The organism is Bradyrhizobium diazoefficiens, assembly GCF_016616235.1.
GTDB lineage: Bacteria > Pseudomonadota > Alphaproteobacteria > Rhizobiales > Xanthobacteraceae > Bradyrhizobium > Bradyrhizobium diazoefficiens_H.
Genome location: NZ_CP067100.1, coordinates 7,064,526 through 7,087,980, shown reverse-complemented (window position 1 = coordinate 7,087,980; position 23,455 = coordinate 7,064,526). Strand labels below are relative to the sequence as shown.

The 23,455-nt window shown below is 63.5% G+C and carries 27 protein-coding genes; 19 read left to right on the top strand and 8 right to left on the bottom strand.

Annotation, left to right across the window (positions count from 1 at the left end):
- Positions 1 to 101: 101 nt before the first annotated feature.
- From JJB99_RS33380 to JJB99_RS33370, 3 genes are all read right to left on the bottom strand, one after another.
- Positions 102 to 626, bottom strand: coding sequence for an A24 family peptidase (locus JJB99_RS33380; protein ID WP_200496347.1), 525 nt, complete (start codon positions 624 to 626; stop codon positions 102 to 104).
- 135 nt (positions 627 to 761) lie between these two features.
- Positions 762 to 902 (bottom strand): hypothetical protein, encoded by a 141-nt coding sequence (locus JJB99_RS33375; protein WP_200500466.1) that lies wholly within the window; start codon positions 900 to 902, stop codon positions 762 to 764.
- Positions 903 to 978: 76 nt separating this feature from the next.
- Positions 979 to 1,143 carry a Flp family type IVb pilin gene (locus JJB99_RS33370; protein ID WP_200496346.1) on the bottom strand — a complete coding sequence of 55 codons (165 nt, stop codon included), beginning with the start codon at positions 1,141 to 1,143 and terminating at the stop codon, positions 979 to 981.
- Positions 1,144 to 1,412: 269 nt separating this feature from the next.
- On the opposite strand from JJB99_RS33370, the gene JJB99_RS33365 reads away from it, so the two are divergent.
- From JJB99_RS33365 to JJB99_RS33350, 4 genes are all read left to right on the top strand, one after another.
- Positions 1,413 to 2,240, top strand: coding sequence for a sterol desaturase family protein (locus JJB99_RS33365; RefSeq protein WP_200496345.1), 828 nt, complete (start codon positions 1,413 to 1,415; stop codon positions 2,238 to 2,240).
- A 166-nt stretch (positions 2,241 to 2,406) separates the two neighbouring features.
- Positions 2,407 to 2,961 (top strand): pilus assembly protein N-terminal domain-containing protein, encoded by a 555-nt coding sequence (locus tag JJB99_RS33360; RefSeq protein WP_246775091.1) that lies wholly within the window; start codon positions 2,407 to 2,409, stop codon positions 2,959 to 2,961.
- A 225-nt stretch (positions 2,962 to 3,186) separates the two neighbouring features.
- The gene (locus tag JJB99_RS33355; RefSeq protein ID WP_200496344.1) at positions 3,187 to 3,759 is read left to right on the top strand and encodes a TadE/TadG family type IV pilus assembly protein; all 573 of its coding nucleotides are present in this window, start codon (positions 3,187 to 3,189) and stop codon (positions 3,757 to 3,759) included.
- Positions 3,760 to 3,782: 23 nt separating this feature from the next.
- A complete protein-coding gene (locus tag JJB99_RS33350; RefSeq protein ID WP_200496343.1) occupies positions 3,783 to 4,397 on the top strand; it encodes a TadE/TadG family type IV pilus assembly protein in 615 nt (204 codons plus the stop codon).
- A 115-nt stretch (positions 4,398 to 4,512) separates the two neighbouring features.
- Here the strand turns inward: JJB99_RS33350 and JJB99_RS33345 are convergent, their stop codons facing one another.
- From JJB99_RS33345 to JJB99_RS33335, 3 genes are all read right to left on the bottom strand, one after another.
- Positions 4,513 to 4,725, bottom strand: coding sequence for a cold-shock protein (locus JJB99_RS33345; protein WP_014439634.1), 213 nt, complete (start codon positions 4,723 to 4,725; stop codon positions 4,513 to 4,515).
- Positions 4,726 to 4,991: 266 nt separating this feature from the next.
- Positions 4,992 to 5,279: a translation initiation factor IF-1 gene (gene infA / locus JJB99_RS33340; protein ID WP_008131890.1), complete on the bottom strand. Its 288-nt coding sequence runs from the start codon at positions 5,277 to 5,279 to the stop codon at positions 4,992 to 4,994.
- A 24-nt stretch (positions 5,280 to 5,303) separates the two neighbouring features.
- On the bottom strand, positions 5,304 to 6,890 hold the full coding sequence (locus JJB99_RS33335; RefSeq protein WP_200496342.1) for a DEAD/DEAH box helicase: 1,587 nt from the start codon (positions 6,888 to 6,890) through the stop codon (positions 5,304 to 5,306).
- Between the two features lie 479 nt (positions 6,891 to 7,369).
- Between JJB99_RS33335 and urtA the strand changes: the two genes are divergently transcribed.
- The 15 genes from urtA (at position 7,370) to JJB99_RS33260 (ending at position 21,280) form a co-directional block, all read left to right on the top strand.
- A complete protein-coding gene (gene urtA / locus JJB99_RS33330) occupies positions 7,370 to 8,692 on the top strand; it encodes an urea ABC transporter substrate-binding protein (protein WP_200496341.1) in 1,323 nt (440 codons plus the stop codon).
- Positions 8,693 to 8,774: 82 nt separating this feature from the next.
- Positions 8,775 to 10,382 carry an urea ABC transporter permease subunit UrtB gene (urtB, locus tag JJB99_RS33325; protein WP_200496340.1) on the top strand — a complete coding sequence of 536 codons (1,608 nt, stop codon included), beginning with the start codon at positions 8,775 to 8,777 and terminating at the stop codon, positions 10,380 to 10,382.
- The gene (gene urtC, locus JJB99_RS33320; protein WP_200496339.1) at positions 10,379 to 11,548 is read left to right on the top strand and encodes an urea ABC transporter permease subunit UrtC; all 1,170 of its coding nucleotides are present in this window, start codon (positions 10,379 to 10,381) and stop codon (positions 11,546 to 11,548) included. Before urtB ends, urtC begins: the two co-directional genes overlap by 4 nt.
- A 5-nt stretch (positions 11,549 to 11,553) precedes the next feature.
- Entirely contained in the window at positions 11,554 to 12,315 is a 762-nt protein-coding gene (gene urtD / locus JJB99_RS33315) for an urea ABC transporter ATP-binding protein UrtD (protein ID WP_200496338.1), read from the top strand.
- Positions 12,316 to 12,318: 3 nt separating this feature from the next.
- Complete coding sequence (gene urtE, locus JJB99_RS33310; RefSeq protein WP_200496337.1) at positions 12,319 to 13,014, top strand: urea ABC transporter ATP-binding subunit UrtE; 696 nt, start codon at positions 12,319 to 12,321, stop codon at positions 13,012 to 13,014.
- Positions 13,015 to 13,050: 36 nt separating this feature from the next.
- The gene (locus JJB99_RS33305; protein WP_200496336.1) at positions 13,051 to 13,881 is read left to right on the top strand and encodes an urease accessory protein UreD; all 831 of its coding nucleotides are present in this window, start codon (positions 13,051 to 13,053) and stop codon (positions 13,879 to 13,881) included.
- Positions 13,882 to 13,918: 37 nt separating this feature from the next.
- The gene (locus JJB99_RS33300) at positions 13,919 to 14,221 is read left to right on the top strand and encodes an urease subunit gamma (RefSeq protein WP_007605424.1); all 303 of its coding nucleotides are present in this window, start codon (positions 13,919 to 13,921) and stop codon (positions 14,219 to 14,221) included.
- Between the two features lie 9 nt (positions 14,222 to 14,230).
- Positions 14,231 to 14,536, top strand: coding sequence for an urease subunit beta (locus JJB99_RS33295; RefSeq protein WP_027530202.1), 306 nt, complete (start codon positions 14,231 to 14,233; stop codon positions 14,534 to 14,536).
- Between the two features lie 67 nt (positions 14,537 to 14,603).
- The gene (locus tag JJB99_RS33290) at positions 14,604 to 15,146 is read left to right on the top strand and encodes an HD domain-containing protein (RefSeq protein WP_200496335.1); all 543 of its coding nucleotides are present in this window, start codon (positions 14,604 to 14,606) and stop codon (positions 15,144 to 15,146) included.
- A 21-nt stretch (positions 15,147 to 15,167) separates the two neighbouring features.
- On the top strand, positions 15,168 to 16,883 hold the full coding sequence (gene ureC, locus JJB99_RS33285; RefSeq protein WP_200496334.1) for an urease subunit alpha: 1,716 nt from the start codon (positions 15,168 to 15,170) through the stop codon (positions 16,881 to 16,883).
- A 113-nt stretch (positions 16,884 to 16,996) separates the two neighbouring features.
- Entirely contained in the window at positions 16,997 to 17,296 is a 300-nt protein-coding gene (locus tag JJB99_RS33280) for a putative quinol monooxygenase (RefSeq protein ID WP_200496333.1), read from the top strand.
- 14 nt (positions 17,297 to 17,310) lie between these two features.
- Entirely contained in the window at positions 17,311 to 17,961 is a 651-nt protein-coding gene (ureE, locus tag JJB99_RS33275; RefSeq protein WP_200496332.1) for an urease accessory protein UreE, read from the top strand.
- Positions 17,942 to 18,670 (top strand): urease accessory protein UreF, encoded by a 729-nt coding sequence (locus JJB99_RS33270; RefSeq protein ID WP_200500418.1) that lies wholly within the window; start codon positions 17,942 to 17,944, stop codon positions 18,668 to 18,670. Before ureE ends, JJB99_RS33270 begins: the two co-directional genes overlap by 20 nt.
- Positions 18,671 to 18,709: 39 nt before the next feature.
- Entirely contained in the window at positions 18,710 to 19,333 is a 624-nt protein-coding gene (ureG, locus tag JJB99_RS33265; protein WP_200496331.1) for an urease accessory protein UreG, read from the top strand.
- Between the two features lie 291 nt (positions 19,334 to 19,624).
- Positions 19,625 to 21,280 (top strand): CHASE domain-containing protein, encoded by a 1,656-nt coding sequence (locus tag JJB99_RS33260; protein ID WP_200496330.1) that lies wholly within the window; start codon positions 19,625 to 19,627, stop codon positions 21,278 to 21,280.
- A gap of 102 nt (positions 21,281 to 21,382) precedes the next feature.
- Here the strand turns inward: JJB99_RS33260 and JJB99_RS33255 are convergent, their stop codons facing one another.
- Together JJB99_RS33255 and JJB99_RS33250 are read right to left on the bottom strand one after the other, a co-directional pair.
- Positions 21,383 to 21,991: a TetR/AcrR family transcriptional regulator gene (locus JJB99_RS33255; protein ID WP_200500417.1), complete on the bottom strand. Its 609-nt coding sequence runs from the start codon at positions 21,989 to 21,991 to the stop codon at positions 21,383 to 21,385.
- A 180-nt stretch (positions 21,992 to 22,171) separates the two neighbouring features.
- Positions 22,172 to 23,314 carry an OpgC domain-containing protein gene (locus JJB99_RS33250; RefSeq protein WP_200496329.1) on the bottom strand — a complete coding sequence of 381 codons (1,143 nt, stop codon included), beginning with the start codon at positions 23,312 to 23,314 and terminating at the stop codon, positions 22,172 to 22,174.
- Between the last annotated feature and the right edge of the window lie 141 nt (positions 23,315 to 23,455).

Sequence of the window (23,455 nt, the reverse complement as noted above, 5' to 3'; positions counted from 1 at the left end):
GACGTTGCCGCCGCCGTAATCGGCAGTTGACCAGCTATTCGTCAAAGCATGGTTAATGAGGCGTATCTAAATCGCCTTAACGCCGGGTTTACCCGGTGTTTTCAGCGCAGTGCGAGGTGCGCAAGATCGATCGCCTTGACCCACTCGGTCTCCGGATAGACCGTCAGCGCGCCAAGCGTGAGCGCGATGCCGTAGGGAATGCCGGTTTCCTTGTCGTGCAGCCGTGCGAGCCAGGCCTGGCCCGCGAGGCCATAGGGCAGCGGCCATTGCCGGAACTGCAGGAGAAGCAGCGTCAGCGCCCCGCCGAACAGCGAGGCATAGAGCAGGAAATCCATCAGGGGCGCGAAGCCGAACCACAGTGCGACGGAAGCCGCGACTTTGGCGTCGCCGCCGCCCATCCAGCCCATCGCAAAGCAGGTGAAGGCCACGACCAGCAGCAGGGCGCCGGCGCCCACATGGCTGAGCATCTCGTAAGGTGCCATGCCACCGGCGAAGGCGAGCACGAAGAAGCCCGCGACCAGCGCCAGCGACACGCGGTTCGAAATCGTCATCGTGAAGAGATCGCTCGCAGCGGCGAAGGCCATCAGGGCCGGGAAGAGCAGAAGGCGCGCAAGGTCGAGGATCATGGGCTGCGTCTTGAGGCCTGGTCTTAAGCCTGGGTTCGTCGCGGGATCGGCTGTCGCGCGATGCTAGCCGGCAGTACTAAACAAACCGACAACGGCGGCAGCGGCGTTGGGGGCACGACTCCGCCGAAAGCGCGCTCACCAGAGGCTGGCAATGCGCATGGCGAGCGCGGCCGTCGCGAGCAGCAGCGCAAGGCAGACCCAATAGGCCGGCGAGCCGGCCTGCGCCGCCTCCGCCTCATTCGCCGCGACCGCGGCATCGGTTCTGGACTTGCGCAACGCCACTGGAACTCGCCGTCGTCAGAAAAACAAAGGCCCCGGAGGTCCGGGGCTTTTGCCGTCGTGTCTCGGTGGCTTACTTCAGCGACGAACTGATCGAGCCGAACTTGGCGTTCATCGTGCTGCCGAGGTTGTTGACGACGGTGATGATGGCCAGCGCGATGCCGGCGGCGATCAGGCCGTATTCGATGGCGGTGGCGCCGGATTCATCCTTCGCGAAACGCGCAATCAGGTTCTTCATGAACGTAACTCCGTCTGGGGTGTGTGATCGCCTCGTTCGGCGCTGTCGTTGACGCGCCGAACATGAAAGCCGAGCTCTTTCGGTAGAGTTAATTTGATCGTGCAAACGCGCATCCTGCGCGACGCTTTTGGCGAGAGTGAATGTCGCCTTAAGGCGCAAGTTGCAATTCGCCCCGGTTCCGGACCTGGGGCCAAGCGCAGCATCGGCTTCACCGTCCCTTAAATTTAGCGGAGTAGGCCTAGACGGGATTAGATTCAGAAGAGGCGACGATGTCGAGCCTGCCCATGCAAGTCGCCCTGATGCTCGGCGAGACCATCGAGAAGGTGATCCCCGTCACCTTCATGCTCGCCGTGGTTTTCACGGTGCTCGAACATTTCTGGGCCTGTAATCCTGGTCCGTCGTGGTGGCGCAAGCGGGAGATCATCACCGACATCTGCTACTGGTTCTTCGTTCCGGTGTTCGCCCGCACCATGCGGATCGGACTCCTGATCGTCACCGCCGGCATCGTCTTCAACATCCACGACGCCGACGAGCTGATCGCCTTCTACGACAACGGCCATGGGCCGCTGTCGCAATTGCCGCTATGGGCGCAAGGCGTGTTGTTCCTGGTGCTGGCCGATTTCATGCTCTATTGGCTGCACCGGCTGTTTCATGGCGGCGAGTTCTGGAAATACCACGCCATCCATCACTCCTCCGAGGAGATCAGCTGGATTTCGGCGGCCCGCTTTCATCCGGTCAATCTGGTGCTCGGCACGATCGGCGTCGACGTCGTGCTGCTGATGGCCGGCATCTCCCCGAACGTGATGATATGGGTCGGCCCGTTCACGACCTTCCATTCGGCCTTCGTGCACGCCAACCTGAACTGGACCTTCGGGCCGTTCAGATACGTGCTGGCAACGCCGGTCTTTCACCGCTGGCACCACACTGCGCTCGAAGAGGGCGGCGACACCAATTTCGCCGGGACCTTCCCGGTCTGGGACGTGCTGTTCGGCACCTTCCGCATGCCAAGGGGTGAGTTGCCGCAGGATTACGGCAAGGACGAAGCGACCATGCCGAAGGAGATCGCCGGCCAGCTCGCCTATCCATTCCGCCGCTAGAAGCGGGCCCTGCGCCTTCGAACGCCGCGAAATGCTGGTACGTTCAAACAATAGTCGGCGAATTTGCGGAACGTTCACGAATTAAAGGCAGGTTAGTCGGGTCGGGCACCGGCTCGGCTGTCATCTCATCGCTTCTGCCGGTTTGTGACGTCCCGGGGGTAAGAGTATGCGTAAAGAGTTGCTGCGCCGTCATGCGCGCGTCTGTGTTCTGGTTGCTGCTGCGGTGCTGGCATCGCCTTCTGCCGGCGTTGCCGAGCCGAGCGCCGATACCATCGCGGTCAATGTCGATCAGGCCAAGCTGGTCCGGCTTCCGGGCAAGGTGTCGACCATCGTGGTCGGTAATCCCCTGATCGCGGACGTCACGCTCCAGCCCGGCGGCATGATCGTCGTGACCGGGAAGGGTTACGGTGCCACCAACTTCATCGCACTCGACCGTGGCGGCGAGATCCTGGTCGACCGCCAAATTCAGGTCGAGGGCCCGAGCGATCGGCTCGTCACCGTCTATCGCGGGATCGAGCGCGAGTCCTACAGCTGCATGCCGCTGTGCCAGCGCCGCGTGACGCTCGGCGACAGCGACACCTATTTCAACAACACCATGAGCCAGGCCGGTTCGCTGAGCAGCAGCGCCAGCGCCAGCGGCGGCGCCGGTGGTGGTGGCGCTGGTGGCGGCGGTGGCGGCGGCGGTGGCGGTGGCGGTGGCGGCCCCGCCAAGCCCAACTAGCCAGACCAACTAGCAAGGCGAACTGGCACGATTGGCCCCGGGCAGGATCGCTGGTCCTGCCGCCAACGCTTCGTTGTGGCAAGCCTCGTCGCTGCGAGTTGCTCGTGGTTAACGCAGCGTTAACGCTGCGGTCCGGTGGGTGCGGATCGCCTGAAACACTTAAACAATCAGTTTCCGCTATTGAACGGGACAATATGATCGGCCGCTGCCGGGGAATTTGACGCGATGCCATCGCCTGCATCTACGAGGTTCACGCTGCTCGCCGCGCTGCGCCGGTTTCGCCACAACCGACGCGGCTCCGCGGCCGTCGAGTTTGCGCTGGTCGCACCCGTTTTCTTCGCGCTGCTGTTCGCCATCATCGAAGTGGCGCTCATGTTCTTCGCAGGGCAGGTGCTCGAGACCATCACGCAGAATTCTGCGCGCGTGTTGCTGACTGGGCAGGCGCAATCCGGCACGGTGACAGCCTGCGCGGTATCCGGCGTGAGCACGCCCTGTTCGCAGGCGACGTTCAAGAGTTACGTCTGCAGCCAGATCCCCGCGCTGTTTGATTGCAGCAAGCTGTCCATCGACGTTGTTAGCGGAGGCTCCTTCGGAGCCTTGAGCCTTGTCAATTTTGGCGATTCCTGCAGCTTCAATCCAAGCGGCACGCAATACGGCCCGGGAGGCTCCGGCCAAGTTGTCGTGGTGCGGCTGTTCTATCAGTGGCCGCTCATCGTCACCGGCCTCGGCTTCAACATGGGGTGCAACAACAAGCGGTTGCTGGTGGCGACCGCCGCCTTCAAGAACGAACCCTACTGAGACAGATGGATCCGAGCTGACCGATGCAGGCGATTGCGAATATCTGGAGGAATGCCCGCAGCTCCGTGCGCGAGTTCGGCGCCGACAGGCGCGCGCTCGCCGCGACCGAGTTCGCCATCATCGTTCCGGTCATGCTGGTGATGTTCTTCGGCACGGTCGAGTTTTCCACGGCCGTGGCGATCGATCGCAAGGTCACGTTGATTGCGCGAACCCTGTCCGATCTGACGTCGCAGTCGATCAAGCTCGCCGACAGCGACATGCAGGACACGTTCACCGCGAGCATATCGATCGTCCAGCCCTACGACGCTACGCGCGTGAAGGGCACGATCTCGCAAATCTATATCGACACCAACAGCATTGCCACGGTCCAATGGAGCAAATCCGGCACTATTGCGAGCGGCGCGACGCAGGCGACACTGGCGACCTCCGCCCGGAAGGCCGGCGACAAGGTCACCTCGATCATCCCCGCGACGCTCCTGATTCCGTCGACCTACCTCATCCTCGGCGAGGCGAGCTACACTTACTCACCTACGATAGGTTACGTGTTGAAGTCGAGCCTGCCGCTGAGCGATGTCTCCTACACGCGGCCGCGGCAGACCACATGCGTTCCCTACAACAGCGTACCGTCGTCGTGCTGAAATCTGCGAGCAGGGGCGGATATGAAAAAAGGCCGTGCGCTGCGCCCGGCCTTTTCTTTTGACTTGTCGATTTGCTGACTTGTTCGCTTGAGCCTTTCGGGCCGGAAGCGGTAACTCAGCCGGCGGCGCGCAGGTTGTCCGCAGCCGACTTGCCGGAACGGCGGTCGGCCACGATCTCGTAGGAGATCTTCTGGCCTTCGCGCAGCGAGCCGAGGCCCGCGCGCTCAACGGCGCTGATGTGTACGAAGACGTCTTGGCCGCCATCGTCTGGCTGGATGAAGCCAAAGCCCTTGGTCGCGTTAAACCACTTCACGGTTCCCATGCTCACGGGGGTAGTTCCTTCTCAGATAAGTAGTGTCGAAGCCCGCTTTCGCAGGCGGTTAGATCGAGTTTCTGGAAGGGTCGTCAGCGTGTCTGAACCGGCTGTACCGGTGGATGCTAAAGTCGTCCGGCCGAAAATCGATAAGCCCATTTTATTGGAAATAAGGCGCCAAAACAATCCTGACGTGCACGACTTTTTGATCCGCCGTGACGTCCACGGCGGATCAGCATACAGGTCGGAATTTCAAGTCCGCGCGTGCGCAGCCGCTTCGCTTAGCGGCGGCGGAACTGGCCACCGCGCTGTCCGGGGCGCGGAGGTCCACCCACCCCGCTGGGACGTTCGTCCTTGTGGCGGAAAATCAGTCGGCCCTTCTCGAGGTCATAGGGCGACATCTCCACGGTCACGCGGTCACCCGCCAGCGTCTTGATGCGGTTCTTCTTCATCTTGCCGGCGGTGTAAGCGACGATCTCGTGTCCGGCATCGAGCTGCACGCGGTAACGGGCGTCGGGGAGGATTTCGGTGACCAGTCCTTCGAACTGGATCAGCTCTTCCTTAGCCATGTGGTTGTCTCCAGTCGTGGACGGCTAGTGCGAATGAGGATTGCGGTTCGGTCGACCGGCGGGACGACTCTCGCGACGCAAAAAGGCAACGCCTTGTATTCCATCAGGCTTGCCGGCGCTATGCGCGGGACGCTGTTCCGACCGATCGGTAGGTGAGGAATTCATCTTACCACCGGAACGGCGGCGTCGGCGAGGCCCCTTCGAGGCATTGTGGCCTTCGCCGGGCCGGCCATCAACAGGTCTGCCCTCGATATGGCGTCCTTCGCCGGGCCGTCCGTCGCAGTGTCTGCCGGCGCTGTGGTGGCGTCCGTCGGCATGCCTGTCGTCGCCGCGCCGTCCCTCACCATGCCGTGCGCCCTGTGGGCGCTGGCCCGGGCGGCCGCCCGGCCGGCCCTGCCGCTGTTGCTGGGGGGGAGGACCCGCATCGCGGCGGCCGGCGTCGGTGCGGTGGTCCTCACGCGGCAGCGCGACGCGGATCAGCTTTTCGATGTCGCGCAGATAGGCGAGTTCCTCGCCGCCTGCGACCAGCGAGATCGCGGTGCCGTCGGCGCCGGCGCGCGCGGTGCGGCCGATGCGGTGGACATAGGTCTCCGGCACGTTGGGCAGGTCGAAATTGATGACGTGGGTGATGCCGTCGACGTCGATGCCGCGGGCGGCGATGTCGGTGGCGACCAAAGTGCGGATCTCGCCGGAGCGGAACTGCGCCAGCGTCCGTTCGCGATGGTTCTGCGACTTGTTGCCGTGGATAGCGCTGGCAGGGATGCCGGCCTTCTCAAGCGTCTTCACCACCTTGTCGGCGCCGTGCTTGGTGCGGGTGAAAACCAATGCACGGTTGACCGGCTCCTGCTTCAGCAGCTGGGCGAGGAACGCGGGCTTGGCCGAGAAGTCGAGCTGGATAATGCGCTGCTGGATGCGCTCCACGGTCGAGGAGACCGGGGTCACCGCGACGCGGGCGGGATCGCGCAGCATCGAGTCGGCAAGCTCGGCGATGTCCTTGGGCATGGTGGCCGAGAAGAACAGCGTCTGCCGCTTGATCGGCAGCTTGGCGACGATTTTGCGGATGTCGTTGATGAAGCCCATGTCGAGCATGCGGTCGGCCTCGTCGAGCACGAGGAACTCAACGCTGCCAAGCTTCAGCCCGTTGCTCTGCACGAGGTCGAGCAGGCGGCCGGGGGTCGCGACCAGCACGTCGACGCCCTGCATCAGCGCGCGGACCTGACGGCCCATCGGCACGCCGCCGATGGCGAGCGTCGAGGACAGGCGGACGTGACGGCCATAGGCGTTGAAGCTGTCGAGGATCTGCCCCGAAAGCTCGCGAGTGGGCGAGAGCACCAGGACGCGGGCCGTCTTCGGCTGCGGCTTGATGCGGTTCTCGAGCAGGCGGTGCAAGATCGGCAGCGCGAAGGAGGCGGTCTTGCCGGTGCCGGTCTGGGCAATGCCGACCACGTCGCGACCGGTCAGCGCCAGCGGAATGGTTTGGGCCTGGATCGGGGTGGGGGTGACGTAATTCTCTTCGCGAAGAGCGCGGGCGATGGGTTCGGCGAGGCCGAAATCCTGAAACGAAGTCAAAAGATGGGTTCTTTCCATGTCAAAAGCGGTCGCCCGGCGCATTCGGCGCGGCGCGCGCATAAGGGTGTCGAGAAGACACCTGCGTGTTTGGGGTGTCGGATGGCTTGGGAGATATGGGGCAAGCCAGAGGCCCGAAAGGGCTTAAGAACACGCGGCTCGCAACGACCTCTTGATTCGCAACAGGTCTCGGATGCTCATATGGAACATTGAGCGGGCGCTTTCAAGGCAAGCGTGCCTCAAACTACGATTGCAGTGCAGAAATAGTTATGCCGGAAATTTAGCCAGAGGCGGCAATTTGCTCACAAAATAACCTGCCTGCCGCATTCGCATACATTTCAATTGCCTGATATTTAGGCGGCGCAAGCGCGACGAAGCTTTGATTTACGGCGATTCATTTAGCGAAAACAAAGGGTTGGCTGACATCTCGCCCATGGCACGGTTCTTGCGATTCCGTTAAGCGCAGGCGGCCGTGGGGCCGTTTCGCAGCGTTTTCACGCCTGCGTCAGGGAGACGAGACACTCATGTTCAACAAATCCACTCACGATATAGCGGCGTCATTTAGCCGCCGCGGCGTGCTCGCCGCGACCGCCGGTCTGATGCTCGGTCTGGCGTCCATTTCCGCCGCCAAGGCCGCGGACGACACCATCAAGGTCGGCGTGCTTCACTCTCTCTCCGGCACCATGGCCATCAGCGAAACCACGCTGAAGGACACCATCCTCTTCCTGATCGACGAGCAGAACAAGAAGGGCGGCGTGCTCGGCAAGAAGCTCGAGGCCGTCGTCGTCGACCCCGCCTCGAACTGGCCGCTGTTCGCCGAAAAGGCGCGCGAGTTGATCACCAAGGACAAGGTCTCGGTCGTGTTCGGCTGCTGGACCTCGGTGTCGCGCAAGTCGGTGCTGCCGGTGTTCAAGGAGCTGAACAGCATCCTGTTCTACCCCGTGCAGTATGAGGGCGAGGAGAGCGAGCGCAACGTGTTCTACACCGGTGCCGCGCCGAACCAGCAGGCGATCCCCGCCGTCGACTATCTGATGAAGGAAGAGAAGGTGAAGCGCTGGGTGCTCGCGGGCACCGACTACGTCTATCCGCGCACCACCAACAAGATCCTGGAAGCCTATCTGAAGTCGAAGGGTGTCGCCCAGGAAGACATCATGATCAACTACACGCCGTTCGGTCACTCCGACTGGCAAACGATCGTGGCCGACATCAAGAAGTTCGGCTCGGCCGGCAAGAAGACCGCGGTGGTCTCGACCATCAATGGCGACGCCAACGTGCCCTTCTACAAGGAGCTCGGCAACCAGGGCATCAAGGCCAAGGACATTCCGGTGGTTGCGTTCTCGGTGGGTGAGGAAGAGCTCGCCGGCATCGACACCAAGCCGCTGGTCGGCCATCTCGCCGCCTGGAACTACTTCGAGTCGATCAAGAACCCGGCGAACGAGAAGTTCATCAAGGACTGGCAGACCTACACCAAGAACCCGAAGCGCGTGACCAACGACCCGATGGAAGCGCACGTGATCGGCTTCAACATGTGGGTGAAGGCGGTCGAGAAGGTGAAGTCGACTGATCCGGACAAGGTGATCGACGCGCTCCCCGGCATCGAGGCGCCGAACCTGACCGGTGGCACCTCGAAGATGCTGCCGAACCACCACATCACCAAGCCGGTGTTCATCGGCGAGATCAAAGGCAACGGCCAGTTCGACGTGGTTTGGAAGACCCCGAGCCTCGTTGCCGGCGATGCCTGGTCGAAGGAGCTCGACGGCTCCAAGGACCTGATCGGCGACTGGGTCGGCAAGAAGTGCGGCAACTTCAACACCAAGACCAACAAGTGCCTCGGCTCCGGCTCCTGATCCGGATCTGACGCTTGATCGCACGACGGGAGAAGACGGCTATTCCGCCGTCTTCTCCCCACTTCTGCCGGGGTGATCCACAGTGCCAACCAATCTATGCGCTCGTCTCTGTACGTTTGTTCTCTCGCTATTTCTGATCGCGTTCGCGCTGCCGGCCTTGGCCGGCCCATTCGAGGATGCGGTCGCCAAATTCGCCAATGACGAGTTTTCCGACACGGAGGAGGCGATCGGCGTGATCGCCAGCAGCGGCAACAAGCTGGCGTTTCCGATCATCAGTGCGCTCCAGGACGGCCGGCTGATGGCCGACGCCGACAGCAAGAAGGTTTATGTCACCGGCGTCGACGGCAAATCGATCGACGCCGCGACCGGCGAGGCGGTCGCCAGCGTTCCCGACAGCGCGAGCGCGGTGCGTCTCAACAACCGCCTGCGCCGCAGCGTTGATGCCGCGCTCGGCAGCCTGACGCTGCAGTCGCCGGATCTGGCGACGCGCCTCCAGGCCGCGCAATCCGTCTTCAAGTCGCACGAAGAGACCGCGCTTGAGCCGGTCGATGCCGCGCTTGCCAAGGAAACCAACAAATCGGTCAAGGCTGCGCTCGGCGAAGCCCGCGCGGCGATCCTGCTGTTCAAGCCCGATGCCACCGAGCTCGAGAAACTCGATGCCATCGGCACGCTCAGGGCGCGCGGCGATCAGGAGGCCCTGGCGCTGCTCACCGGCATGGGCGACCAGCCGGCCTCGGTGATCAAGGCCGCGGCCAGTGCAATCAGCTCGATCCAGTCTTCGCTCGCGGTCTGGTCCATGGTGCAGAACGCCTGGTACGGCCTCTCGCTCGGTTCGGTGCTGCTGCTCGCCGCGATTGGCCTTGCCATCACCTTCGGCGTGATGGGCGTCATCAACATGGCCCATGGCGAGATGGTGATGATCGGGGCCTACACCACCTTCGTGGTGCAGGAGGTGATCCGTACCCGCTATCCCGCCCTGTTCGACTATTCGCTGCTGATCGCGGTGCCGCTCGCTTTCCTGGTCGCCGGCGCCATCGGCGTTTTGATCGAGCGCAGCATCATCCGCTTCCTCTATGGCCGGCCGCTGGAGACGCTGCTGGCGACCTGGGGTCTGTCGCTGGTGCTCCAGCAGGCGGTCCGCACCATGTTCGGCCCGACCAACCGCGAGGTCGGCAACCCCTCCTGGATGAGCGGCGCGTTCGAGCTCGGCCAGATCACCATCACCTATAACCGGCTCTGGATCCTCTGCTTCACGCTGGCGGTGTTCGCGATCCTGCTGGCGATGCTGCGCTACACCGCACTCGGGCTCGAGATGCGTGCGGTGACGCAGAACCGCCGCATGGCGGCCTCGATGGGCATCGCGACCTCGCGCGTCGACGCGCTGACCTTCGGGCTCGGCTCCGGCATTGCCGGCATCGCCGGCGTGGCGCTGTCGCAGATCGACAATGTCAGCCCCAATCTCGGCCAGAGCTACATCATCGACAGCTTCATGGTCGTGGTGTTCGGCGGCGTCGGCAATCTCTGGGGGACCCTTGTCGGTGCGTTCACGCTCGGCAGCGCCAATAAGTTCCTGGAGCCGGTCGCCGGTGCCGTGCTCGGCAAGATCGCCATCCTGGTTCTGATCATCCTGTTCATTCAAAAGCGCCCGCGCGGCCTATTCGCGCTCAAGGGCCGTGCGGTGGAAGCATGACCCCTCACATGCTGACCCGATCGCTGGACCGCAGCGCGGCGATCTTCCTGTTGGTCGTCGCCGCGCTGGGCGTGCTGATTCCGCTGTCGAACCTCTTGCTGCCCGCCGGCTCGTTCCTGCAGGTGCCGACCTATCTCGTCGCGCTGTGGGGCAAATATGTCTGCTACGCGATCCTGGCGCTCGCGATCGACCTGATCTGGGGCTACTGCGGCATCCTCTCGCTTGGCCACGGCGCCTTCTTCGCGCTCGGCGGCTACGCCATGGGCATGTACCTGATGCGGCAGATCGGCACCCGCGGTGTCTATGGCAACCCGGTTCTGCCCGACTTCATGGTGTTCCTGAACTATTCGAAGCTGCCCTGGTACTGGTACGGCTTCGACATGTTCTGGTTCGCTGCGCTGATGGTGCTGGTCGTGCCCGGCCTGCTCGCCTTCTGCTTCGGCTGGCTCGCCTTCCGCTCCCGCGTCACGGGCGTTTACCTTTCGATCATCACGCAGGCGATGACCTATGCGCTCCTGCTCGCCTTCTTCCGCAACGATTTCGGCTTCGGCGGCAACAACGGACTCACCGACTTCAAGGACGTCCTCGGCTTCAACGTCCAGGCCGAAGGCACCCGCGCGGCCTTGTTTGCGCTGAGCTGCCTGGCCCTGATCCTCGGCTTCCTGATCTGCCGGGCCATCGTCACCTCCAAGCTCGGCAAGGTGCTGATCGCGATCCGCGATGCGGAATCGCGCACGCGCTTCCTGGGCTATCGTGTCGAATCCTACAAGCTGTTCGTGTTCACGGTGTCGGCCTGCATGGCCGGCGTCGCCGGCGCGCTCTATGTGCCGCAAGTCGGCATCATCAATCCCAGTGAGTTCGCGCCGGGCAATTCGATCGAGGCGGTGATCTGGGTCGCGGTCGGCGGCCGCGGCACGCTGGTTGGCGCGGCGCTCGGCGCCGTCGTGGTCAACTACGCCAAGACATTCTTCACTTCGGGCATGCTGGCGCCGTACTGGCTGTTCATGCTGGGCGCGCTGTTCATCCTGGTGACGCTGCTGCTGCCCAAGGGCATCGTCGGCACCTTCAATGCCTGGTGGGATCAGTCGAAGGAGAAGCGCACCGCTGCGACCATTGCGAGCGCCGCGGCCGAAGACGGTGTCACCGAACCCAAGATGGCGGAGTAGACGCGATGAACGTCATGGATACCCGCGCGACCTCCGCGATGCTCTATCTCGACGGCGTGCATGTCTCGTTCGATGGTTTCCACGCCATCAACAACCTGTCGCTGACGCTCGAGCCCGGCGAGATGCGCGCCATCATCGGCCCGAACGGCGCCGGCAAGACCACGATGATGGACATCATCACCGGCAAGACCAGGCCCGACGAGGGCACCGTGCTGTTCGACGGCGTCACCGACCTGACGCGGCTCGACGAAACTCGCATCGCGGAGCTCGGCATCGGCCGCAAGTTCCAGAAGCCGACGGTGTTCGAGAGCCAGACCGTGCAGGACAACCTCCTGCTCGCGCTCAATGTCGATCACTCGGTCCGCGGTACGCTGTTCTGGCGCGGCAGCAGGGCGGAGTCCGAGCGCATCGACAAGGTGCTGGAGACGATCCGCCTCACCGAAGCGTGCAACCGCCTCGCCGGCAGCCTTAGCCACGGCCAGAAGCAATGGCTCGAGATCGGCATGCTGCTGGCACAGGATCCGAAACTGCTGCTCGTGGACGAACCCGTGGCCGGCATGACCGACGTCGAGACGCATCTCACCGCCGAGCTGCTGAAAGAGATCAACAAGACCCACACCGTGATGGTGGTCGAGCACGACATGACCTTCGTGCGCGAGCTCGGCGTCAAGGTCACCTGCCTGCACGAAGGCACCGTGCTGGCGGAAGGCACCATCGACCAGGTCTCGTCCAACGAGCGGGTCATCGAAGTTTATCTGGGGCGCTGAGCGATGCTTGAGGTCAAGGACATCAACCTGTTCTACGGCGCGGCGCAGGCGCTGCGCGGCGTCTCGATCGCGGCCGAGCCCGGCAAGGTGACGTGCGTGCTCGGGCGCAACGGCGTCGGCAAGACCTCGCTGTTGCGCGCCATGGTCGGCCAGTACCCGATCTCCTCGGGCGCGATCGTATTTGACGGCAGCGACATCACTGGCTTGAAGCCCTATGAGCGGGCGCGCAAGGGCATCGGCTTCGTGCCGCAGGGCCGCGAGATCTTTCCGCTGCTGACGGTCGAGGAGAATCTCAAGACCGGCTTTGGCCCACTCAAGCGCGAGGACAAGCACATTCCGGACGACGTGTTCTCGCTGTTTCCGGTGCTGCAATCCATGCTTGGCCGGCGCGGCGGCGACCTCTCCGGCGGCCAGCAGCAGCAGCTCGCGATCGGCCGCGCGCTGGTGATGCGGCCGAAACTGCTGCTGCTCGACGAGCCGACCGAAGGCATCCAGCCCTCGATTATCAAGGACATCGGCCGTGCCATCTCTTACCTGCGCAACCTCGGCAACATCGCCATCGTGCTGGTCGAACAATATCTCGACTTTGCCTGCGAACTCGGCGACAGTTTTGCCGTGATGGATCGCGGCGCGGTGAAGTTCAGCTGCGACCGCTCCAATCTCGACCCGGCCGAAATCAGCCGCCAGATGGCGCTGTAGTTCCAGGATTTCTGCCGCGACCGGCTGGGGAGACGGATGCGCAGCGAGCTGTCAGCTACATCGTCGGTGTTCGAGGCCAACCGCGCCCGCGGCGCGGTGCGGTTCGATGTGCATGCCCGCGATGGTGTGACGCGGCGCGGCGCCTTGCACGAATCCGGCTCCCTGCGTGTGCGCTTTCCTTCGCCGGAGGGCGAGGGGCTCTCCGGCGTGTTCGTCAACACGGCCGGCGGCGTCGCCGGCGGCGACCGCTTTGATATCGAGATTTCGGCCGCCGATGCCGCGCGCCTGACATTGACCACGGCGGCCGCCGAAAAGGTCTACCGTGCCCCCGGCACGCCCGCGCAGCTCAATATTTCCTTGAAGATCGCCGCAGGCGCGCATCTCGGCTGGCTGCCCCAGGAGACGATCCTGTTCGATCGCGCCCGGGTCCATCGCCGCTTCGACATCGAACTCAATGATGCCGCCTCGCTCCTGCTTTGCGAAATTGTCGTATTCGGCCGCACCGCCATGGGCGAGCGGATGGAGCAGGGCGAATTCATCGACAGTTGGCGGCTGCGGCGTGGCGGCAGGCTGGTGTTCGCCGAGACCGTCAGGCTCGACGGCAATATTGGCGCGAAGCTCGCGCGATCCGCCGTCGCCAAGGGCGGTGCCGCAATTGGCACGGCGCTGATCGTCCCCGGCGACGAAGCCCTGGTCGAAAAAATCCGCGAGGCCTCGGATTCGTTCTCCGGCGAGGTCGCAATCTCCGCCTGGAACGGCTTTGCAATCGCGCGTTTCTGTGCCCAAGATGCCGCCCGCTTGCGCGCCGATATGATAGCCGTGCTGGTGCGCACTGGTGCGGCGCTGCCGCGACTCTGGCTGAATTGACCGGCTGAATTGATGTGTTGAACGGAAGAGATTCTGCATGAACCTGTCTCCCCGCGAAAAGGACAAGCTCCTGATCTCGATGGCAGCCATCGTGGCCCGCCGCAGGCTGGATCGCGGCGTCAAGCTCAACCATCCGGAGGCGATCGCGATCATTTCCGATTTCATCCTCGAAGGCGCCCGTGACGGCCGCACCGTCGCCGAGCTGATGCAATCGGGCGCCCAAGTGCTCACCCGCGACCAGGTGATGCCCGGGATTCCCGAGATGATCCACGACATCCAGGTCGAGGCGACCTTCCCGGATGGCACCAAGCTCGTCACCGTGCACGAGCCGATCAGGTAGGAGCGCAATATGATCCCCGGCGAACTCTTCATCCAGGACGGCGAAATCGAGCTCAACGCCGGCCGCAAGACCGTGACGCTGACCGTCGCGAACACCGGCGACCGCCCGATCCAGGTCGGCTCGCACTACCATTTCTTCGAAACCAACCCGGCGCTGAAATTCGACCGCAAGAAGGCCCGCGGCATGCGCCTCGACATCGCCGCCGGCACCGCCGTCCGCTTCGAGCCCGGCCAGACCCGCGACGTCCAGCTCGTCGCCATGGCGGGGAAGAAGACGATCTACGGTTTTCGTGGCGAGGTGCAGGGCAAGCTGTGAGCAGCTGTGAGGGAGCAGGAACGGATTGGGCAGCGCCTTGGTTGAGGCAAAAACGGAGGTTCTTGCCATGCTGACCCCCATCCGTCTCGTTTCGGAAGCTGCCGAGTTCGCAGCGCATCGTCACACTGGCACACCGCGCAAGGCGCGGCCGGATCAGCCCTATGTCAACCATTTGGCCGAAGTCGCGAACCTGCTCGCCGATGCGACCGATGGCGCCGATGCAGAGCTGGTCGCGGCGGGCTGGTTGCACGATACGATCGAGGACACCGGCACCACGCGCGAGGAGCTTGCGCAGAGATTTTCCGAGCGTGTCGCCTCTCTCGTCGCCGAATGCACCGACGACATGAGCCTGTTGCAGACCGAACGCCGGCAGAAGCAGATCGAGGACGCCCCGCACAAATCGCCGGGCGCAAAGCTGATCAAGATCGCCGACAAGGTCAGCAACATTCGCGCGCGCATGGTGCCGAACCCGAGCGATGCGCAGCGCAACGATCTCGCGGCTTACGCGATCTGGGCGAAGCAGGTCGTTGCGGGATGCCGCGGTGTCAATACCAGGCTGGACACGATGTTCGATGAGACCGTGGAAGCGGCAAAACGCCTGTTTCGATGATGTGGGGAATTGGGGGCTGAGATGTCCGTGAAGATCAAGCGTTCCGTCTACGCCGACATGTTCGGCCCGACCACCGGCGATAGGGTCCGGCTGGCCGACACCGACCTCATCATCGAGGTCGAGAAGGATTTCACCACCTACGGCGAGGAGGTGAAGTTCGGTGGCGGCAAGGTGATCCGCGACGGCATGGGGCAGTCGCAGGTCACCAACAGACAGGGCGCGGCCGATACTGTCATCACCAACGCGCTGATCGTCGACCACTGGGGCATCGTCAAGGCCGATGTCGCGATCAAGGACGGCATGATTTCCGCGATCGGCAAGGCCGGCAATCCCGACATCCAGCCGGGGGTCACCATCATCATCGGCCCGGGCACCGACGTGATCGCGGGTGAGGGCAAGATCCTCACCGCCGGCGGCTTCGACAGCCACATCCATTTCATCTGCCCGCAGCAGATCGAGCACGCGCTGATGTCGGGCGTCACCTCGATGCTCGGTGGCGGCACCGGCCCGTCGCACGGCACCTTCGCCACCACCTGCACGCCGGGCCCCTGGCACATCGCGCGGATGATTCAGTCGTTCGATGCCTTCCCGGTCAATCTCGGGATTTCCGGCAAGGGCAACGCCTCGCGCCCGGCTGCGCTGGTCGAGATGATCAAGGCCGGCGCCTGCGCGCTGAAGCTGCATGAGGACTGGGGCACCACGCCGGCGGCGATCGACAACTGCCTGTCGGTGGCCGACGATCACGATATTCAGGTGATGCTGCATTCCGACACGCTGAACGAGTCGGGTTTCGTCGAAGACACGATCAAGGCGTTCAAAGGCCGCACCATCCACGCCTTCCACACCGAAGGCGCCGGCGGCGGTCACGCGCCTGACATCATCAAGGTTGCCGGCCTGAAGAACGTGCTGCCGTCCTCGACCAACCCGACGCGGCCCTTCACGCGCAACACCATCGACGAGCATTTGGACATGCTGATGGTGTGCCACCACCTCGATCCCTCGATCGCGGAGGACCTCGCGTTCGCCGAGAGCCGCATCCGCAAGGAGACCATCGCGGCCGAGGACATCCTGCACGATCTCGGCGCGCTCTCGATGATGTCCTCGGACTCGCAGGCCATGGGCCGCCTCGGCGAGGTCATCATCCGGACCTGGCAGACCGCCGACAAGATGAAGAAGCAGCGCGGGTCACTGACGCAGGACAAGGGCAAGGACAACGACAATTTCCGCGTCAAGCGCTACATCGCCAAATACACCATCAATCCCGCGATCGCGCACGGCGTGTCACAACTGATCGGCTCGGTGGAGAAGGGCAAGCTCGCCGATCTCGTGCTGTGGTCGCCGGCCTTCTTCGGCGTCAAGCCGGATTGCATCGTCAAGGGCGGCATGATCGTCGCAGCGCCCATGGGCGATCCCAACGCCTCGATCCCGACGCCGCAGCCGGTGCACTACCAGCCGATGTTCGGCGCCTTCGGTAAGGCGCGCACGGCGTCCTCCGTCGTGTTCACCTCCAAGGCTGCGGTGACCGGAGGCCTCGAGCGAAAGCTCGGCATCGAAAAGAAGCTCTATGCCGTCCAGAACACCCGCGGCAAGATCTCGAAGAAGAGCATGATCCACAACGATGCCACGCCCGATATCGAGGTCGATCCGGAAACCTATGAGGTCCGCGCCGACGGCGAGCTGCTCACCTGCGTCCCCGCCGAGGTGCTGCCGATGGCGCAGCGATATTTCATGTACTGAAATAGCCTGTGCCGCATGCCTCGGGATTGTTTTCCGGCCTTGAGTTCGACCCTGCCTGGTCTAATGTCCCGCCCGATATCTTGAACCCAGAAGAAAAGCCGGGAGGATTTCTCGTGATCTACGTCGTTGCCACCCTGACCATCAAGCCCGAGACGCGCGCCGAATTCATTGCGGCCGCCACCGCCTGCATCAAGGAGACGCGGAAGGAGCCCGGCAATATCGCCTATGATCTGCATGAGAGCGTCACCGACCCCAGCAAGATGGTGTTCGTCGAGCAGTGGGAGAATGCCGAGGCGCTGGTGCCGCATCGTGCCATGGAACACATGAAGGCGTTCGGCCGCGTGGCAGTGAAGTGCTTCACGGCGCCGCCGAAGATCGAAGTGATCACGCCCGAGAAGGTCGAGACACGGTAGCAGGATAGAAGCGAATGATCCGGGCGACGCAGGTTAAAGGACAGCACCGCTTCACGGAAGCGCCGGCGGATACGGTCGTGCTCGATTTCGACGATCGGCACCGCCGCCGCATGGCGATGACTGGCACGCGGGGGCTGAATTTCCTGCTTGATCTGGAGAACGCCATTGCGCTGCGCGGCGGCGATGCGCTGGTGCTGGAGGACGGAAGGCTAGTCGAAGTAGTCGCGGCGCCCGAGCCGCTGCTCGAAATCCGCGGCCGCGATCCGCATCACCTCATCCGCGTCGGCTGGCATCTCGGCAATCGTCATCTGCCGACGCAGATCATGGCGAAGGCCTTGCGCATTCGCCGCGACCACGTCATCGAGGCCATGGTGAAAGGCCTCGGCGCGCGCGTGGTCGAGATCGAGGCGCCGTTCGATCCCGAAGGCGGGGCGTATGCTGACGCCGGCCACGCACACAGTCACGACAACCATGCGCATCACGACCACGGCCATGGTCACCACGGCCATGGTCACCACGATCATGGTCACGACCAGCATGATCATCACGGCCACGAGCATCATGATCATGCCGCCCATGATCACGGCCACCATCATCACCACGACGAGCATTGCGACCACCCCGACCATCACCACGGCCACAAGCATGCTCATGACCACAAATGAGCCGGTCGCTGCCGCTGACCTCGCCGAGTACGAGGCGGCGGCGCTGTACCGGCTGATGACCTGGCTGTCGCCGGCGTTTCCCGTCGGCGGCTTCTCCTATTCCAGCGGCATCGAATGGGCGGTCGAGGCGGGCGATATCACGGACATCGTGACGCTCGCCGACTGGCTCGACGCGATGCTCGCCGATGGCTCCGGCTTTTGCGATGCGATCTTTCTGGTCCACGCCTATCGTGCCGCGGAGGCCGGTGAAGACGCCGCCCTGAACGACATTGCCGAACTCGCCGCAGCCTTCGTGCCGTCGCGTGAGCGGCAGCTGGAAACGACCTCGCAGGGGCGCGCCTTCGTCGACATCGCCCGCGCCGCGTGGGATACCGACGGCCTGGATGCCATGGTCGCGGCATGCCGCACGCCACTGGTCTATCCCGTCGCTGTCGGCGTCGTCGCCGCAATGCACGGCGTTCCGCTGGCGCCGACTTTGCACGCCTTCCTCCATGCGCTGGTCTCGAACTGGATTTCCGCGGCGAGCCGCCTCATCCCGCTCGGCCAGACTGACAGCCAGCGCGTGCTGGTGAAGCTGGAAGCCGCCGTCGCCGCCACCGCCAATCGCGCGCTGAATGCGACACTGGACGATCTCGGCAGCGCGACGTTTCGCGCCGATCTCGCCAGCCTGCGGCACGAGACACAATATACCCGGCTGTTTCGCTCGTGAGCGCTGCGGGCCCAAGCCAATCAAGAGAGAGCAAGTCGCATGTCGAAATCCCATGGTCCCTTGCGTGTCGGCGTCGGCGGCCCCGTCGGATCGGGCAAGACTGCGCTGATGGACCTGCTCTGCAAGACCATGCGCGAGCGCTATGACATCGCTGCGATTACCAACGACATCTACACCAAATGGGATGCGGAATTCCTGGTGCGCTCGGGCTCGCTGACGCCGGACCGCATCGCCGGCGTCGAGACCGGCGGCTGCCCGCACACCGCAATCCGTGAGGACGCCTCGATGAATCTCGCCGCGGTTGCCGACATGCGCGCCAAATTTCCCGAGCTCGACCTCGTGCTGATCGAATCTGGCGGCGACAATCTCGCTGCCACTTTTTCCCCGGAGTTGGCCGATCTCACCATCTACGTTATCGACGTGGCCGCGGGCGACAAGATCCCGTCCAAGGGCGGCCCCGGCATCACCCGGTCGGACCTGTTGGTCATCAACAAGATCGACCTGGCGCCCCATGTCGGCGCCTCCCTGGAGAAGATGGACACGGACGCGCGGCGCATGCGCGGCGAACGGCCCTTCGTCATGACCAACTTGAAGAAGAGCGAGGGACTCGACCGCATCGTCGGCTTCATCGAGGCCAAAGGCGGCCTGAGACGGACGGGCTGACGCGACGACATAGCGCAGGCGGTTTCACCGTTAATACATGGGGCAGGGGCACACCCTGCGGAACAAATTTCGGACACGGCGATTAACTACCTCCGGTGCCCGGGGCAAATCGATCCCGGCCAGACCATCGGCCGGACGGATTAAGCTTTTCAGGCCACCCAAGTTGCGTACTGATGCCTCCTCCTTCATTATCTCCGCCACTGGGGTTCACCCTGTTTCGGCACATAGCCGTTCGAGCGGCGTTCATATGCTCCGTGTTTATTGCCGACCTGTTTTCGCCTGAGTAGTCGCGTGGTCAGGCTGGGATTCATCATCGGCTTCATCGCTCTGCTCGGAGCCGTGCTCTCCGGGCTGGCAGCCTATCGCGTCCACGACCAGGAGCTGGCGCTGGACCGGATCGCGCTGGCGCGTGCCATCGACGTTCATGCAAGCCTGGTTCAGGACCGGCTCACCGAGCGCGAGCTGCTCGCGCGTGTCGCCTCAGGCCTGTTCCGCGCGCCGTCGGTGCTCAAGCCGAACATGCTGGAGCCGCTGCGCTCCGCCATCTACGCCTTCAAGACCGATTTCGTCGTGGCCGGCTGGATCGCCCGGCTTCAGCCGAATGAACTGGCCGCAGCGCAGGCTGCGATCGCAGCCGCCGGCTTTCCGAAACCGCAGATCCGCGATACCAACGACAAGCCGATCACCCCTGCAAGCCTCACCCAGCCCATTGACGTGCTGATGGATCTCGAGCCGCGCAGCGACGAGACCAAGGCGCTACCCGGCCGCAGCTATGATCAGGACCCGGTGCAAAGCGCGATGCTGAACCGCGCCCGGGTCGAGAAGAGGTCGGTCGCCTCCGATCCGGTGCCGCTGCTGCGCGCGAACGGGCCGGTTGGCGTGATCGTCGCCGCTCCCGTCATTCCCGAAGGCGCGACCGAGCCCGTCGGCTTCGTCACGTTTTCCTACGAGCTCGCCTCGCTGATGCTGACCAATGACGACATGTCGTTGTTCTCGGTCGCGCTCAAGGACCCGCGCAAGGAGGGCAGCGAGCTGACCGCCAACGACCAGGGCGCGGTCTCGACGCGAAGGGCTGCGGACGGACCGCCGCCGTCGGCGACTCGCACGGTGAGCTTCGGCGGCCGTGACTGGCAGCTCGGCTATTACGCCAAGACCAACTCGGCGCGGCGTGCCGAGCAAACCGCGATCATCGTGGCCGCGATCGGCTTTGCCATCACAGCGATGGTCTGCGGCCTGTTCGGCTATGTCGCCTACAACAATCTAAGGCTCAGCCGGGAAATCCAGGTGCGGATCGGCTTCGAGCGCCGGCTAACCGCCGTCATCGACGAGCTCAACCACCGGGTCAAGAACATCCTCGCCGTGATCCAGTCGATCGTGACGCGGACGCTGCGCCACGGCTCGGACATCGACATCGCGCGCGAGCTTTTGATCGGCCGCATCCACGCTATGTCCAACGTGGTCTCGCTGCTCAGCGAGAGCCAGTGGCAGGGCGTCAAGCTGAAAGGCTTGTTCGAAGCGCGCGCCATTCCGCACGCAGATCGCATCGCGGTCACCGGTCCTGATATCGCGGTCAGCGCGCGCGCGGCGCAGAGCCTGTCGCTGCTGTTCTTCGAGCTCGCCTCGCATTCCGACGAGGGCCTGTCGCTGGTCGGCAAGCATCCGCACATCACCGCCAACTGGACGGTGACGGGCGAGCAGGGCAACGAGGTGTTCCACTTCCGCTGGGAGGAGTTCAACACCAGCGAGGCGACGCGGCGCCCGGATTCCGATTTCGGCCTGATCCTGCTCGATCGCGTCGCGCCCGAGGCGCTGGGCGGCACCGCCAAGCGCTTCTTCACCGACGTGTCCTACGTCTATGAATTGACCGCGCCGATGGAGACGGTGGTCGACATGACCGAGCGCGACCGCACTGACAAGATCTCGGCGCCGGTGCGGCCAGCGAAGTAAGAGTTAGAGCATGATCCGGAAAAAGTGTCCTGCGGTTTTCGGAAAAGATCTTGCTCAAACAACAACCTAAAGCGATGACGATTCATCCAATCTCATCGCGCTTTACTCCTTCGGCCGCAATACCAGATCGACCAGGTTGCGCGCATAGCCAGGTGTGATCGGCGCAATGCCGAAGACGTAGCGGTAGAACAGGCTGCCATAGATCGCGTCGTAGAGATCCTCGGGCGGCGCGTCCGCCTGGATGCTGCCGTCGGCCTTGCCTGCCGCGATCATCTCGACCAGCGCGTCGCGGCGGAATTGCAAATAGCGGGCGTAGAACAGCTCGGCCGAGCCGGTCTTCGAGATGCATTCGGAGATGACGGCAAGCTGCACCTTGCCAAACTCGCCCTGGAGCGCTTCGGCATAGGCGGCGGCATGGCGGCGGGCGCGCGCCGCGGGGCTGCCGGAGCTCATTGGGGGCAGCGGCAGCATCTGCGCGGCATGGTGGAGGAAGGCGTCGATCAAAAGCGCCTCGCGGGACGGCCACCATTTGTAGATGGTCATCTTGGAGACGCCGGAATGGCGCGCGACGGCATCAATGGTGGTGGCGGCAAGGCCGGCGGCGGCCATCAGCGCATAGGCGCTTTCGAGGATGGCGTTGGTGGTTTCGATCGACCTTGGCCGGCCGCGCCGGGGCGCGCTGCCGGCCTCTTCACCCCCGCCTTTCACCATCGCCACGCCCGGTCTCCTCACGATACCCGGCATAGCGCAGCGGCCGCTTTCGGCCTAGCAGAATCGCGCGATTCTTTAGCTAAAGCATGATCCGGAAAAGTGCGCCGCGGTTTTCCGAAAAGATCATGCTCAAACAACAACCTAAAGTGCGATCACGATTCATTCCAATCTCATCGCGCTTTAGGCCTGCTGCCGCAGTGCGGCGGGCAGGTCCTGCCGTCTCGACCAGGAGATATAGTAGGCAACCGCCGTCATCGCGGCGAAGCCGATGATGCTCACCACGATCTGCATCACGACCAGATTGGGGCCGGTGATCAGGACGAGATGGCCGGCAAAGGACAGGAACACGCCGACGCAGAACACGGCGAGCCATTCCTCGCCGCAGGTGATCACCGCCTGAAGCGGCCGCCAGTTCAGGCCGGGATGATCGGCCGGAACGAGATGGGTCGCCAGGAACGCCAGCGCGAGGAAATGGACCACGCGATAGGGTGCGAGGTTTTCCTTGTCGGTCGGCGTGATGCCGTTGAGGAAGACGTCCGGCAAATAGGCGGACAGCGTCGGCGAATGGCGCATCAGGGTGACGGCCATCGCGAAGATGAGATAGGCGCCGGCGAGGATCCGCAGCCAGGACATGCCGCGCAGCGACCGCCCGGGCGCGCCTGTCACGGCGAACCAGCCGCCCAGCACCATCAGCATCTGCCAGCACAGCGGATTGAAGGTCCACTCCTGATCGGGATAAACGCGGAAATTCCAGTCGAACCAGCGCGCCGCCAGATACAGGGCGATCGATGCGGCGAGCGTCACGTTCGGCCGCCGCAACAGGCCCCACAGCGTGAAAGGAAGGAGTGCCATCAGCGGGATCATCAGCTGCAACAAGTCGAGGTTCAGCGGCTCCTCCTGCAGCACGAGGCCGCGCACCAGGATGCGCAGCGGGTGCTCGAGAATCCCGGAGATGTTATAGTCGTGGATGATCTCGGGCGCCATCGATTGCGAGGCGACATAGGCGATGGTGTCGATATAGATCACGAACAGCACGATGTAGGCGGCGTAGAGCCGCCAGACCCGGCGGAAAATGCGCGTGGCCGCGACGACATAGCCGCGCTCCAGCACCATCCTGCCGTGGATGATGACGACACCATAGCCGACCACGAATACGAACAAATCGGCCGCACCGCTGAAGCCGAAATTGCGCAGCGTCAGCAGATTGACGACGTTGTTCGGAATGTGATCGACGAACACCGACCAGTTGGCGATGCCGAGCGTCAAATACAGCCTGGGGTCGTGACGGAATGCGGCGAGATTCGCCTTGACGGACATTTTCATTGAGTAAAATAGCTTTTGGAATCAGGGTGATGCTTTTAGCGGCAACCGCCTGCTCATCCGAGTAGCGTTTGCGTGAGGGGCAGATTTTTCCCGGCTGCCGAAAAATGGCGCCGGACCAATCCCCCTGAATTCCAATGGATT